Genomic DNA, 12,912 nt, shown 5'->3' with positions numbered 1-12,912 from the left:
ATAGAGTGGTTGTGGTACTAGTTTATCATACGGCAGTTTGTGCCGCAGTTGTTTTCGGATGATGCGGTTGCTGGTGAGCTCGTCGCTTGCTGACCGACATTGTTGGGTCCTACGATGTCTGTGCCTGAGCCATCCGTGTTAAACATGGCGCCAACGTTCTCTGAAATGAGAGCGTCGGACTCTCTTGAGAGTTCGCCTCCAAGATTTTGCGCAAAGCTTGCTCCAACGGGTCCGAGCCCTACTTTGCTCAGTGTTTGTTGAATGAGTGAATTTACGTATGTTTGAATGACTCCCGTTATAAGTTCCGAAGGGTTTTGAGCAATGGCAAGGGCTTTTGCTGGAAGGGTTTGAACAGCTGAGACGATATCTGAGATGGTTTGCGGCGGCGTGACGACAAGGCCTTGGGCATTTGTTTGCGGTTTGTAGCCTGTTATTCCTGCTTGTGTTTGTGCGACAGCTTGGTTTTTTGCATTTTCCTCGGCATATTTCTGTTCCGTGAGAAGTGGTATTCCGCGGGGATTGTTTTGTGGCTTCATAATCTCTGAAAAGCAGCGATAGTCTCCCTTAGCGAGTGATCCGGATGGATCTGGACAAACCTGGTCGAGCGTGTATTTTGTCGCGTCTGTTTGAAGATTTTTCAGGGTGTTTTTTCCGATGGTCGAGAGATATTCGGGATAGTTTTTAATCGTATTAACCGATGAAGAAAGATTCTTTACCGTATTTACCCCTTCGGAAGAGGCGACATAGTTTCCACCAGATCCCTTTCCGCTAAACATTTTTGGAAAAAAGTCATTCAATACGACATCGCTCGCCTTTTTTGAGGATTCAACATAGATAAATTGTCTCCAATCCGAAATAATGAGTGATCCTTGTCCGCCAGTGCCATTTACGAGTCGAAGCACCTGTTGGTTGATGGTTCGTATGGCAGCATTTTTAACGACACTCAAAGTGACGCCTTTTATCTTATCGGCGATTTGATCGAGATTGAAGAGCATCATATTCGCCGCCGTCGGCTCTCCCCAGTACCCAGCTCGAGCTGGCGTGGTTGAGAAAATTCCAAAGAAAAGAATCGCCACGACAAACAACCCCTTTTGGAGGTATTGGAAGTATGATGTTTTGTATTTTGTTTTGTTCACACGGAATGAATCATGACCAGAGCTGACTTGGAAATTTTCAAACAACGTCTCGTCACAGATTGACTGGAATCTCTTCGATCCCAATTTCTTTCAGGGTTGAATCAATATTGCTGACAAAACTCGAAAGAGAACTGAGCAAGCCTTGCATTTTGGAGAGGACAACAACATTCGCGAGCGGATCTGTTTCAAATGATGTTAGTTCATCCGGGAGTGATGACGCATACTGGAAGAGCTGTAGGGCTTTTTTGTGTGATTCGAGCATATTTTCTGGCACTTCAACATCTTGTAATTCAACAAGCGCTTTTTTGCCTTTCTCGCTCAAATCTTTCAGGTATGTTGCATTCCCACTTTCTATCGAAGTCATGGCGCTCGTCATTATCGTTGTTGCCATATTCTCCATGTCTTCGGGTTTTGTGATGATTTCTGGTGAGTTGCTTGCTAAGATATAGGACACCTTGGTGACGTATTCAAGCGTGTCTTGCTTAATCTTTGCTTTCCGATCCTCATCTGAGAGGTCTTTGTAATTTTGTTTCAGTATTTTTATTTCAGACTCATCGATTTCGGGAAGTTTAACGGTGTCAGTGCCGTGTTCGCTGAGGAGACTCTGGAGACTGTCTTGCATGTCTTGCACTGAGACTGCCTTTCCTGAGCTATCTTCGGACGAACTCTTGAGAATGTCTGCAATCTGCTGTGAAACCTGTGTTGTTAGGTTGTCTTCATTGGATCCTCCAACATCGGGTGTTTCCTGTGAGGGAGTCCCCGAGGTAGCTGTGTCTTTTTGTGGGGGAGTTTTCTGTGTTTCTGCCGGTTTTTTTGGGGGGAGTATTTTGTCTCCTGGTGACGGTTTGAGCGGGTCATATCCGCTTCGCACCTCTGCTCCATCACTGTAGCCGTCTCCATCAGTGTCTGCTTTTTGTGGGTCTGTACCGTATAGTTGTTCTTCTTCATTTGTCAGTCCGTCCTGGTCAGCATCTTGAAAAATGTTTTTTCCAGAAAAGTTTTCGGAAGCAAGAGAAAAGAATCCAAAGCTTGTAAAAATGAGTGCAAAAAATACAAAAGTAGGCAACTGAAGCCTCTTTGTGCGAATCAAAGAAGAAAAGAAACGCGACATAAAGTTTCGAAGCGAAATACTTTTAATAGTATAGCATACTTTTTTTAAAATAATTTTTTTTGCAACATATGCGAGTGCTTTTCCTGAACTTGAATTCAATGTTTGTAACGAGAATAACGATACCCTTTATAAATGACGCCATTTTCTTTTCTTCCACTTTTTGATTTTTTCTTTAAATAGAGGAAGGTATCTACAGCGAATATATTTTTCGATAGATTTTTGTTTGAAAGGAATATCAACAGCGATTATGGAACGCATGCTTCTCTTAATTAAGGTTTGTGCGTTTTCATAGTCTGTCTAAACAATGTTGAGGCTTTTTTGTAGGGCAAGCATTGTTTGGAAAATGTTGAAGTTGGAACGGAAATCTAAGGCATTTAGAGTTCGTCCGATAGCTTCATGCTTTGCTTTGATTTTCAAAATTTGCTTGCCTGTTTGCAGGCAAGATATGTGTATTTCGTCAGGATATCTTTTTTGGTTGTCTTTCCCGTCTGCAATGTTCCACGCAGCGATACAGGTAGACTCGTTTTTAGAATTTTTCTCAAAATTTGGAAATCTTGCAGCAAAAGATGCTTTTTGAAAGGTTTTCTCCTTGTTCTATGATATCTTTGAAGTTTTTCTGGAACACTTTACATTTTAGTGTAAAGTTCCACATGGAACATGCAGAGTCTTTAGATAAGGCTATTGAGTTTTTAAAGAAGAGTGGAATAAAAAATAGGTGAATCTTCTAGACGGACAGAGATTTTCTTTCAGTGCTGCACTTAGGATTTCGGTAGGATTCCGAGTTAGATGTCACAATATTGATATTTAGTCTCTCTAGAATTGTTTCACATGGAACAATGCTAGATATCTTATTTTGTTTCACAAAGAAAGCCCTTTTCATAGTAGATATACCAAAAGTAACGCGCTCATCCGAACGATTGTTGTGAGAATGATGTTCTTTGTGGAACATTCTACTTTCTAAAAAACATTTCTTAATGAATTTCTTGGAGTATCTGTTTCACGTAGAACAATCACTCCAATTTTAAGAAGAGATACCCTTTGTATAATTAGTGGTAATTTTGCTAAAAATATCGCTCGTTTGTTTGCTAGGAAAAATGAATCGATGAGTTGTTCCATGTGGAATAGTATTTTTTATGTTTCTCGGATTTTTTCTGAGTAGAGAAAAATTGCATATCCCCTACGTTTTCTCTGAGGACTCTCTTTATGAAGAGTATTCTTTATTGATGTTCTCATTCGATCTGTTTTTCGTATTGTTCCATGTGGAACTTTCTGTTTCTGTTATTTTTTGCATGATGTTCTCTGTGGAACATTTCACTTACCACAATTTCGTAATAGTATGGTATTTAGGGTATTGCGGGCATAGGAGGATATCTTCTGGATGAGTAGCGAGCGCCCCTAGAAGGTGATATTTACGGCTGAACAATTGTGGCTACTTGTATCAAAAACAGGTCTTTGCTGTTTACTAGTCGTTTCACGTGCAACAAGTTTATTTTCTTTAAATGATTGGAATTGTTCCACGTGAAACTCATATGTATTGAAAATATATTCCACGTGAAACAATCGTTTTCTTGTTGTTTTTGGTGAGGGCATCTCTTGATGAAAAGGGTTTCCTTTTCGTCATTCTTTATAGGTGTATCTCTATGCTTTCTTTATGAATCTTCTTCTTAGCTTTCATGTGGTTCTTTTTGGTCCAGTGTGGATTGGTGGTTCTTATGTTTCACATGGAACACATTTTTGTGTGAGTTGCCGCGTGTCTCGGAAGTAAGTTTCCATGTGGAACAATAATTTTCTATCGCAGGAATAATCAGTACTGAATGTGCCTTTGCAATCAGGGTCGGTATGAACATGAACTTGATAATATTTTCCACGTGGAACACACTTTTGTACGTCTAGGAATCATTATTTGATATTTGTTTCTTTCACGTGGAACATTGATTAGTCCAATAGCGGTGGAGAGTTGTTTTCCTCCTGATATGTTTTCCTTGTGAATATTCTTAGTTGTACATTTTTCGGAATCATTTTTAAGGGAATTGAGTGGTGTTTCATATGGAACATAGATTCCTTAGGCATCGGAGAATAACGATGTTGTTCCACGTGAAGCACATGTGTTATTTTCATAGCGATCGATATTGTGTTTCGTGTGGAACAATGTATAGGATTGAAGTAGCTTTATGGGAAGAAGTAGAGACAAATCTTATGTGTATCAGGGCTGCTAATGGTGGGGCATTTCTGATTTTTTTGTATGAGTTCTTGATATCTGTGAGAGCTGAAGAAGGAGTACTTGAAGAATCTATGTTTCTTGTGAAACATTTTTTTGTGCTGTAGTATTTTGTTTCATGGGGAGCATTCGATGCGTATTTTTCGTGAAAGCGCTAGGATATGATAGCCCATTTAAAATAGACATTTTGTTCGAGTGCTGTGGAACATGTGGAACAATATCTATGGAATTTTGTTTTTGCTTCACACTGTGGAATAAAGATCAATTGTGGATTGTGCGAGTATTATGGTATTTCTTGGGTATTTATTTGACGAAGCAGGGAAACATGATACGATATCTTACGATGTACCATGGGATTTCTGTGGAAAAGTTGTGGATATCCCCTGAAAAATGTTTGTTTGGGCCGTTAGCTCATTTGGTAGAGCGCTTCCATGGCATGGAAGAGGTAAGGAGTTCGATTCTCCTACGGTCCACGTGGTATAACGAGAGAATTTCGAAATATGAAGAATGCGATTTTAGTTCCAGGCAGACCAGATAAAGAGGAATATTACGACCCAAAGTGTCCAACGAATAGTAATAATCACTGGTTTCCTTGGTTATCAAAGCAACTTCAAATTAATGATGTGTTTGCAGTAGCAATTGAGCTGCCAGAACCTTGGAGGCCTCGTTATGATACTTGGAAGAAAGAGTTTGAAAGGTTTGATATCACGCCAGAGACAGTCTTAGTTGGCCATAGTTGCGGAGGTGGTTTTTTGATTCGTTGGTTGAGTGAGAATAGAGATAAAAAAGTTAGTAAGGTTGTTTTGGTTGCACCTTGGCTCAATCCTGAAAATAATCCTATTTATGACACGGCTGATTTCTTTGAGTTTGAGATAGACCGGGGACTAGTTGAACGTACGGAGGGTGTCACTCTATTCAATTCGGACAATGATGATATTACTATTCATAAATCAGTTCAAATTATTCGAGACAAGGTTAAGGGTATTGATTATAAAGAGTTTCACAGCTACGGACATTTCTGCCTCAAAGATATGAAAACAGGGGAGTTTTCGGAATTGGTCGAGGAGTGTCTAAGATAAATGGGATGTGTAACTGGTTTGCTCAATAGCTATTCCAAATTCCTGCCGAGATTGCAATTCCGCTATGATAGGGTTTCAATTGAGTAGTAGGTAGTCCACTGAAAATTTTCTTGACATATCTGCCTCCATAGTTCAACGGATAGAACGGTCCCGTCCTAAGGGAGCGATGTATGTTCGATTCATACTGGGGGCACTCATATGGGATAAATGTGCTTGTGTTGCAATGGTGAGGTGATTGGCAGTGCTGCTTTGAAAGGATATCCCTTGTTACTTGTACTCTTGATGAAATGGGAGGAAGCTGGTATACTGCAGTTTCTTTCGCTTTTTGGTTTGACATATGGCATCTTTGCGTCTTGAGAAGGTGAATGAACTTTTGCGAGAGGAATTGGGGAAGATTCTCTCAGCGGAAGTTTCCTTGAAAACAGGTGTTTTTGTGACGATTGCCAAGGTTCGTGTTACGCCAAATTTGAAACAGGCTCGAGTTTCAGTGAGCGCTTTTCCGGAAAACGAGACAGAATATGTGATGAAGTCGCTTGAATACGAGCTCTACAAAATTCAAGGGCTCCTTAATCGACGTCTTCATATGCGTCCGTTGCCGCGGATTATCTTTGAGAACGACGTGACAGAGCGAAGTGCGCAGGTTGTCGAAGAAATGCTCATTGAGCTGAAGAAAGAACAGGACGAGACCGTTTCACTATGAATACCTTCTCCTCGGAATTTCGGACACTTTCCTATATCATAAAGAAATCGCCGTCGTTTCTGCTTTTTGCGCACACTCGTCCGGATGCGGACACAGTTGGTGCGACGGTAGCATTCGCTGAATTCTTGAGGTGCCAAGGGAAAGAAGTTTCTCTTGCTTGTTTTGACCCCTTTCCGCCCCAGCTTACAGCATTGCTTTCTGAAACACCTGAAACCTTCCTCCATCCAGATCAGCTGGATATTTCCCGCTACGGAGCTATTATCGCCTGCGATTCCGTTGATCGCGGGTTTGATCGTGTACTCGCAAGGGTTGCTCGTCGACAGGTGACGGTTATCATGGATCATCATCCAGATATCGCCGTTCCGAGTGATCTCGAGATTGTTGACGCTCGTTATTCGTCAACGTGCGAGCTTCTCTATACGTATTTCGAAAAGATTGGCGCGGAATGCAACAAGAAGATTGCAACGGCGCTTCTTACGGGCATCATATTTGATACGGGCAATTTCCAGCATATTTGCACAACACCTCGCGTGATGGATATTGCCGGTGTGTTGATGAAGAGAGGCGCTCCCCTCGATAGAATCGTGAATGCAATCTTTACCAATAAGAGTATTCCAGCGTTGCGGCTCTGGGGAAAGGCATTTGAGCGATCTGTGCTCAATGAAAAGAATGGCATGTTGGTGACGGCTGTGACAAAGCAAGATGTTGAGGAATGTCAGGCATCTGTTGAGGATATTTATCACGTGACATCTATACTGAGCACTGTTCCGGAAGCGAAATTTGCAATGGTGCTTTCGGAACAAGACGATGAGACAGTTCGGGCGAGTTTGCGCTCTATGGAACAACACAATGTGGATGTTTCGGAGATTGCGCACCGATTTGGCGGTGGTGGCCATCGCTTGGCGAGCGGATTTGAGATCCCAGGGAAAATTATGAGAGCAGAAAATGGCTGGGCGGTGGTATAATGGGATTGAGGATGACGAAAAAGAAAACGCCTGAGAACTTCTTCACAGGTTGTCCACATTTTTGTTCGTTCTCTTGAGAGAGGGGGAAGAGAGAATTTTAGAGAAAAGATTTTGGATATATATGCGAAATGAAAAGAAAGAAGTGGCTCTTGCTACACTTAATCGTGATATGGCAGCAGCCTGCACCTGCGAGCTCAAGAACACCGCGCGCAATGTTGTGCCGGGTATTGGAAATGCGGATGCACGGCTTTTGTTTGTCGGAGAGGCGCCAGGGAAGAAGGAGGATGAAATAGGGGAGCCGTTTGTTGGGGCAGCAGGGAAGTTCTTGAATGAGATGCTTGCATCTATCAGGCTCAATCGGGATGATATTTATATCACTAATGTCGTTAAATATCGCCCGCCAAACAATCGCGACCCGCTTCCTGAGGAGGTGGCGGCTTGTTGGTCGTGGCTTCGGGCGCAGGTGGAGCTTATTGATCCGGAAATTATCATACTTCTTGGTCGGCACGCTCTTGAGCGGTTTGTGCCGGGAAAGCGCATTTCCGTCGAACATGGCAAAGCGTTTCGTTGTACGGTGCCAGAGCTTGGAACCTATGTCTTCTTCGCTCTCTATCACCCCGCCGCCGCCCTCTACAACGGTAGTATGCGCGAAACGCTCATGAAAGATTTCGCAAAGATACCGAAAGTATTGGAAATGTTGAAGAAAGGGAATTGAATGTGATTTCTTGAATGAGAAAATGGAAAAAACGGAAGACTTCTTGGTCTTCCGTTTTAAGAGGTAGTGAGTCATTTTTCTCTCTATTTTACGAGCAAAAGAATCCTTGCAAGTGTTCTTTTAATCTTGAGTTGGTGGGGCAGGATTGAATTGCTGTATGTACTTATAAGCTCGTTCCCAGGGAAGATGCGCGTATTGTCAGGGAAGTCGGTGGTTGTTAATTGCTATAAGAAAGGAACCCTAGGGTTCCTTGTTTGCGTAAACGATAGAAAGAGTTTAAAGGATATTTCCTTGTTACTTCCTCACCCTATGAAATGGGTGTATGTGATAGGTGTTTTCATCAATTCTTATGATGTTACCTCTTCCGGGTCCAAGAAGTGGATATTCTCTTTTAGCACCTATAGGTATATTTAGGAAAGAGTTGATGTAGCTCTCTACTATTTCCCGAACTTCTTCTATACTCTTTTCCTTTGCTTTGGCATACTCCGTTGTTGTATCTTGAATAAGCTTCGGGACATCAAGAAAATGCAGGGTTTTGGTACTCATGAGGTACTCCTTCTTGCCGTTGGATGGATTTTCAATGGAAGTGTAAAGAACCGATTTGACTTTGAAATCTTCAAGTAATATTTTTCTGTGGGCAAGGAGGGACTCGAACCCTCAAGTCCGGTGAGGGACAGCGAATTTTAAGTCCGCCGCGTCTACCAATTCCGCCACTCGCCCGATGGATTTTCCTCGTGCATATTTGGAGGTCGGAAGGAGAATCGAACTCCTGTGCAAGGTTTTGCAGACCTCTCCCTGACCACTCGGGCATCCGACCATGCTCGAAGCCTATCAAATACCAGATGAAGCGTCAACGAGAAGAATACAAAAGCACTCCCAAAGAGTGGGAGTGCTTTGCATCCGGAATATTTTATTGGATGATTTCGGCCGTGAGATTTTTTCGACCGAAGGCAAATGCTTGGGTTTTGGTTTCCATATAGATGTCGAAGTGATTGTTTTTGATTGCGCCACCACGGTCTTCACAGGTGTAGATGCCATAGCCTTCGATAGCAACTTTGGCACCAAAGGGATATGATGGTGGGCAAGCGAGGGTGCGATTCTCCTGCACCTTCACGCCGGAAGCGGTGATGCCGTCGGACTTCCCACATTCATCAGCGGCTGCCGTATAGGCAGAGGCATTGATAGTGAACTTTCCGTCCGGAAGCGCATTCCACAAATGTGCCTGTTTGGCTTTCCATGAAATGAGAGAATGATCTCTCGGGTCATTCGACGTGGCAGTTTCTTCTGCAATGGACTGCTCGAGAATAGCACTCCACGTGAATGTCTGGGATTTGGTGATATTTTCTTTGGTTTCAGGGGTTGTTTTCGTATTGGTATTGGTCTCGATTGCCGCTTGCGCCTCGCTCGTGATACCGAGAGAGAGAATCGCAAGGAAGGCAAGGGTACCAAAATACCGCATAAAGTTCCTTTACTAGTTAACCCGGATTCGTAATTTTCGAAGAACAATCCCTCACTAAAGCCATATATCCGGTGTCTCGCCCCTGTGGACTCGACTGCCTATATTAGCATATATTGTGATAGATGTCAATGGTTTTGAGCGGAATTTTGTTGGTGGCTAAAGCTTTCTTTCTCGCTATTTTTTCCACAAAGTGTGTTTCACTGCTGGATATTTTCGACAAAAATACCCATTGCAGCGAGGCAATGGGAGGATATCGCTCTTTGTGGATGTGAGACCTGCGAGTCTTAGCTGGTGAAGACTTCTCGTACGGCGCCGACAACCTTTTTGGGAGTCGTGAGGGATTTTATGAGGAAGAATCGTGTATTGAAGGTTCCAGCTTTTCTGAAGGCGTCTTCATTGTCGGTATTGCTCAGGATAATGACGGGGATTTTGGCGATATCTTTGTCTGTTGCGAGTGTTTTGAGTACGTCGAACCCGTCCATGAGGGGCATTTGCAGGTCGAGCAGAATGATATCTGGGTGTTCGGCGCGTATGAGATCGAGTCCTGTTTCGCCGTTTTCCGCTGACACAACGTCAAATCCCTCAGCAGTAAGGGCGACGGTGTATACCTCGCGAATAGCCTCCTCGTCATCAATAAGACAGACTTTTCGTCGCTCGGCCGACATTTCTGGCGCAGGATCGTTCATAGGAATATTTATAAAGTATTGCTATTGTATGCCTTTATTGTACCACAGCTTTTTTGTGGGAAAAATATCTCCCCATATGAAATTCTCAGAAAATATCTCGTCAATTGACTCGACTGTGCGACTCTGAATAGAATTGAGGGAGGAATCTTGTTTTTAGCTGAGCGGGAGCTGTATGTGCGGTTAAGGCTGGATTTGTAAATAGAGGCTTTGTTCCTTAGGGGTCTTTCAGTTCCAACTAAATTCCTGGATATTATAAAAGAGGCTTTAGTAAGTCTGGTTTTTCGGGAGCGGGCAACCATCCTTCGCTTACGCTTTGGACGAGCAAATGGGAGTCTTTGTCTCACTGCCAACCCAAGAAATAAAACAAGCGCCTGATTGGACGCTTGTTTTATTTTGGAGCTGGGTAGTGGCTACGGTAAGAACTGAATCTAAACGGAAAAATTTACATGTAACATAATTTATAGTACATATAACATATGTGACATATTGACTTATATATACACATATGTTAACATCATATACATGAGTATGAAAAACTATCAACATGACGACCTCCTCTCGACGACACAGGTAGCTGAAATTCTCGCTATCAGCCGTTTTGCTGTGTTTCAAAGAATTAAGAGGGGGACTATTCTTGCTAGAAAAATTGGTAGAAATTACCTTATCCGTTATGGTGATTTAATAGGAAACCTCAACGAAAAAGATAAACGAACAATCGAACAAGCCGTCAAGCAAGCTATTGAAGAATACGGTGAAACATTCAAGTTGCTTGGTAAGGAATAACTATGAAGTACCTCTCAGTTTCTGAAATCGAATATGTAGCCCATACACTTGCCAAAGAGTTAATGTCTTGGAACGAGCCTATCCCTGATTTTCAAAGCAGATATCCAAATAAGCTCGAGGCTTGTTTGGCCGCTCCTAGACAAACTTTTGATAAAAAGCAACTCTATCCAAGAGTTTATAGAAAAGGATCGATTTTGTTTTATCTTATAATCAAAGACCACCCCTTCCAAAATGGAAACAAACGTATAGCCATCATGGCGTTATTGTATTTTCTTCATAAAAATGGGAAGTGGTTAAAGATTGATAACCAGCAACTTTATAATTTTGCTAAATGGATAGCAGCAAGCGACCCCGCCGTTAGAGAACAAGTATTGGGAGCTATATATGAAATTTTAAGAAAATATTGCATTAATCAAAATCTTTCCAGCTAAAAAATTACTCCAGCCGGAGTGATTTTTTGTTTAGTGAGCGGGTAAGGGGAAGATCGAACTGCTCACCGCCAATTGGCGGTTCCGTTCCGCCCTCTAATCCTCGAAGACTCTGTTATTCCAGACTGGAAAACAAATGTTTCCCCGACCCCTTTCCAGTTCGACTCCTCTTTACCGCGAAAAAGCAAAACCGCCCCAAATGGGACGGCGTTACTTCTTGTGAGCGGGTAACGGGAGTCGAACCCGTATCTTAACCTTGGCAAGGTTACATAATAGCCGCTATACGATACCCGCGTGTTGTGAACTCTTCTGAGAGACTGGAATTCTTTGAATTGTTCAAATCGCCCTTATCTTATCGGAAATATCAGTTTTTTGCAATTCCTTCGAGGGCTAGAGGGGTGAAAATCAATTCTCTGTTGAGTAAAGCTTTCGAGATAGGATACTAACGTGGGACCGGCTGGATTCGAACCAGCGACCAAGAGATTATGAGTCCCCTGCTCTACCGCTGAGCTACGGTCCCTGGATGAAGTGAATGGTGCCGAGAGGGAGAATCCCTGCCTGCCGGTAGGCGGGGAACTCCCAACACGAAGATTTTCATTCTTCTGTTTTGATACCTCAAACTTCTACTGTGCCGAGGGGGAGAATCGAACTCCCGACACGAAGATTTTCAGTCTTCTGCTCTACCACTGAGCTACCTCGGCAAAAGGAACAACGGAAAACAGGGAATACTCTCCCTGACTTCCACACTGTAGCAGAGAAATTATCACCAATCAAATGTGGTGGACGATGCTGGACTCGAACCAGCGGCCTCCTCGGTGTAAACGAGGCGCTCTAACCAACTGAGCTAATCGTCCGCTTTCTGGGTAGAAGAATAGCAGAAATAAAGAAAAAGCCAAGGGGAAATCCCTCGGCTTTTCTGATTGGTGGGGATAGAGGGACTCGAACCCTCATGCCACAAGGGCCACGCCCCTCAAACGTGTGTGTATACCAATTCCACCATATCCCCGTTTTCTTTTCATTTTCCGTGTCATTTTTGATAACACGTTTCTATTGAGGGCTTTCTCTTGCTACTCTACTCTTTGGCTGAAATCTTTTCTTCTGCTGCGGTTTCTGCTGTTTTGGGAGCGGTCTTCTTTGCTTTGTTGGCGACTTTCTTGACAGGCTTCTCGATGATAATGTCTTTGGCGGGGATTTCTTTGAGTTTGCGACTCAATACCTTGGCAGACTTGTGGCGGACATAGTAAATCTTTGAACGACCGGCTTTGGTGCGCTTTACGAAGTCGATTTTCTCTACTTGCTGGGAATTGAGCGGGAAAATGATTTCCACTCCGATACCGAAAGAGACTTTGCGAACAGTGATGGTCTGTGAAGCACTCTGACCGCCTTTTTTGGCTATAATCATGCCTTCGAAGACCTGGAGGCGTTCTTTGGCGCCTTCTTTGATCTTGCGGGTGACGCGGACGACATCGCCGGTCCGGACTGGAGGGAGGTCGGTGCGACGCTGGGAGAGATTGAATGCAATGAGTTTCTGATCCATATCGGTAGAGTTATACCAAGAAAGAAAAACCACCCAATGAGAGGGGTTCGTATCCGTACTAGCCACTCTAAAAGATATTTCTCATTTCGTCAACA

General features: G+C 43.1%; 12 protein-coding genes and 9 tRNA genes. 8 read left to right on the top strand and 13 right to left on the bottom strand.

The window, feature by feature from the left end; translation table 11 throughout:
- Positions 1-17: 17 nt before the first annotated feature.
- Positions 18-1,136 carry a hypothetical protein gene (locus IPJ67_04595; GenBank protein ID QQR77376.1) on the bottom strand — a complete coding sequence of 373 codons (1,119 nt, stop codon included), beginning with the start codon at positions 1,134-1,136 and terminating at the stop codon, positions 18-20.
- A 52-nt stretch (positions 1,137-1,188) separates the two neighbouring features.
- Complete coding sequence (locus IPJ67_04590) at positions 1,189-2,202, bottom strand: hypothetical protein (protein QQR77375.1); 1,014 nt, start codon at positions 2,200-2,202, stop codon at positions 1,189-1,191.
- A 2,663-nt stretch (positions 2,203-4,865) separates the two neighbouring features.
- On the opposite strand from IPJ67_04590, the gene IPJ67_04585 reads away from it, so the two are divergent.
- The 6 genes from IPJ67_04585 to IPJ67_04560 all read left to right on the top strand — a co-directional run bounded on the left by IPJ67_04585 (position 4,866) and on the right by IPJ67_04560 (position 7,924).
- A tRNA-Ala gene (locus IPJ67_04585) sits at positions 4,866-4,938 on the top strand.
- Between the two features lie 27 nt (positions 4,939-4,965).
- The gene (locus IPJ67_04580) at positions 4,966-5,544 is read left to right on the top strand and encodes an alpha/beta hydrolase (protein QQR77374.1); all 579 of its coding nucleotides are present in this window, start codon (positions 4,966-4,968) and stop codon (positions 5,542-5,544) included.
- A gap of 121 nt (positions 5,545-5,665) precedes the next feature.
- A tRNA-Arg gene (locus IPJ67_04575) sits at positions 5,666-5,737 on the top strand.
- A 144-nt stretch (positions 5,738-5,881) separates the two neighbouring features.
- Complete coding sequence (locus IPJ67_04570; GenBank protein QQR77373.1) at positions 5,882-6,244, top strand: ribosome-binding factor A; 363 nt, start codon at positions 5,882-5,884, stop codon at positions 6,242-6,244.
- Entirely contained in the window at positions 6,241-7,209 is a 969-nt protein-coding gene (locus IPJ67_04565; protein QQR77372.1) for a bifunctional oligoribonuclease/PAP phosphatase NrnA, read from the top strand. The genes IPJ67_04570 and IPJ67_04565 overlap by 4 nt, the downstream gene beginning before the upstream one ends.
- A 169-nt stretch (positions 7,210-7,378) precedes the next feature.
- The gene (locus IPJ67_04560) at positions 7,379-7,924 is read left to right on the top strand and encodes a uracil-DNA glycosylase (GenBank protein ID QQR78042.1); all 546 of its coding nucleotides are present in this window, start codon (positions 7,379-7,381) and stop codon (positions 7,922-7,924) included.
- Positions 7,925-8,218: 294 nt separating this feature from the next.
- On the opposite strand, the gene IPJ67_04555 is transcribed toward IPJ67_04560, so the two are convergent.
- The 5 genes from IPJ67_04555 to IPJ67_04535 form a co-directional block, all read right to left on the bottom strand.
- Entirely contained in the window at positions 8,219-8,470 is a 252-nt protein-coding gene (locus IPJ67_04555) for a hypothetical protein (GenBank protein ID QQR77371.1), read from the bottom strand.
- Between the two features lie 88 nt (positions 8,471-8,558).
- Positions 8,559-8,644: transfer RNA gene (locus IPJ67_04550), tRNA-Leu, on the bottom strand.
- Positions 8,645-8,667: 23 nt separating this feature from the next.
- Positions 8,668-8,741 (bottom strand) — tRNA-Cys (locus IPJ67_04545).
- A 93-nt stretch (positions 8,742-8,834) separates the two neighbouring features.
- Positions 8,835-9,383 carry a 3D domain-containing protein gene (locus IPJ67_04540; GenBank protein ID QQR77370.1) on the bottom strand — a complete coding sequence of 183 codons (549 nt, stop codon included), beginning with the start codon at positions 9,381-9,383 and terminating at the stop codon, positions 8,835-8,837.
- A 284-nt stretch (positions 9,384-9,667) separates the two neighbouring features.
- Complete coding sequence (locus IPJ67_04535; protein QQR77369.1) at positions 9,668-10,069, bottom strand: response regulator; 402 nt, start codon at positions 10,067-10,069, stop codon at positions 9,668-9,670.
- Between the two features lie 528 nt (positions 10,070-10,597).
- Between IPJ67_04535 and IPJ67_04530 the strand changes: the two genes are divergently transcribed.
- Both IPJ67_04530 and IPJ67_04525 read left to right on the top strand, forming a co-directional pair.
- Entirely contained in the window at positions 10,598-10,852 is a 255-nt protein-coding gene (locus IPJ67_04530) for a helix-turn-helix domain-containing protein (protein ID QQR77368.1), read from the top strand.
- 2 nt (positions 10,853-10,854) lie between these two features.
- The gene (locus IPJ67_04525; protein ID QQR77367.1) at positions 10,855-11,283 is read left to right on the top strand and encodes a type II toxin-antitoxin system death-on-curing family toxin; all 429 of its coding nucleotides are present in this window, start codon (positions 10,855-10,857) and stop codon (positions 11,281-11,283) included.
- A gap of 219 nt (positions 11,284-11,502) precedes the next feature.
- Here IPJ67_04525 and IPJ67_04520 read toward each other — a convergent pair.
- The 6 genes from IPJ67_04520 to rplS all read right to left on the bottom strand — a co-directional run bounded on the left by IPJ67_04520 (position 11,503) and on the right by rplS (position 12,817).
- Positions 11,503-11,574: transfer RNA gene (locus IPJ67_04520), tRNA-Gly, on the bottom strand.
- A gap of 154 nt (positions 11,575-11,728) precedes the next feature.
- Positions 11,729-11,800: transfer RNA gene (locus tag IPJ67_04515), tRNA-Ile, on the bottom strand.
- Between the two features lie 109 nt (positions 11,801-11,909).
- Positions 11,910-11,981, bottom strand: a tRNA-Phe gene (locus IPJ67_04510).
- 76 nt (positions 11,982-12,057) lie between these two features.
- Positions 12,058-12,134: transfer RNA gene (locus IPJ67_04505), tRNA-Val, on the bottom strand.
- Positions 12,135-12,201: 67 nt separating this feature from the next.
- A tRNA-Leu gene (locus tag IPJ67_04500) sits at positions 12,202-12,286 on the bottom strand.
- Between the two features lie 66 nt (positions 12,287-12,352).
- Positions 12,353-12,817: a 50S ribosomal protein L19 gene (gene rplS, locus IPJ67_04495; GenBank protein QQR77366.1), complete on the bottom strand. Its 465-nt coding sequence runs from the start codon at positions 12,815-12,817 to the stop codon at positions 12,353-12,355.
- Positions 12,818-12,912 lie beyond the last annotated feature (95 nt).

Source organism: Candidatus Moraniibacteriota bacterium, from assembly GCA_016699385.1.
Taxonomy (GTDB): Bacteria; Patescibacteriota; Minisyncoccia; order Moranbacterales; family UBA1568.
Note: the sequence above shows the minus strand (reverse complement) of the source record. Positions and strands in the feature narration are given on the sequence as shown.

Coding starts and splice junctions, on each gene's coding strand:
- IPJ67_04560 (QQR78042.1), top strand. CDS start 7,379: ATGGCAGCAGCCTGCACCTGCGAGCTCAAGAACACCGCGCGCAATGTT.
- IPJ67_04565 (QQR77372.1), top strand. CDS start 6,241: ATGAATACCTTCTCCTCGGAATTTCGGACACTTTCCTATATCATAAAG.
- IPJ67_04540 (QQR77370.1), bottom strand. CDS start 9,383: ATGCGGTATTTTGGTACCCTTGCCTTCCTTGCGATTCTCTCTCTCGGT.
- IPJ67_04570 (QQR77373.1), top strand. CDS start 5,882: ATGGCATCTTTGCGTCTTGAGAAGGTGAATGAACTTTTGCGAGAGGAA.
- rplS (QQR77366.1), bottom strand. CDS start 12,817: ATGGATCAGAAACTCATTGCATTCAATCTCTCCCAGCGTCGCACCGAC.
- IPJ67_04535 (QQR77369.1), bottom strand. CDS start 10,069: ATGAACGATCCTGCGCCAGAAATGTCGGCCGAGCGACGAAAAGTCTGT.
- IPJ67_04555 (QQR77371.1), bottom strand. CDS start 8,470: ATGAGTACCAAAACCCTGCATTTTCTTGATGTCCCGAAGCTTATTCAA.
- IPJ67_04530 (QQR77368.1), top strand. CDS start 10,598: ATGAAAAACTATCAACATGACGACCTCCTCTCGACGACACAGGTAGCT.
- IPJ67_04580 (QQR77374.1), top strand. CDS start 4,966: ATGAAGAATGCGATTTTAGTTCCAGGCAGACCAGATAAAGAGGAATAT.
- IPJ67_04525 (QQR77367.1), top strand. CDS start 10,855: ATGAAGTACCTCTCAGTTTCTGAAATCGAATATGTAGCCCATACACTT.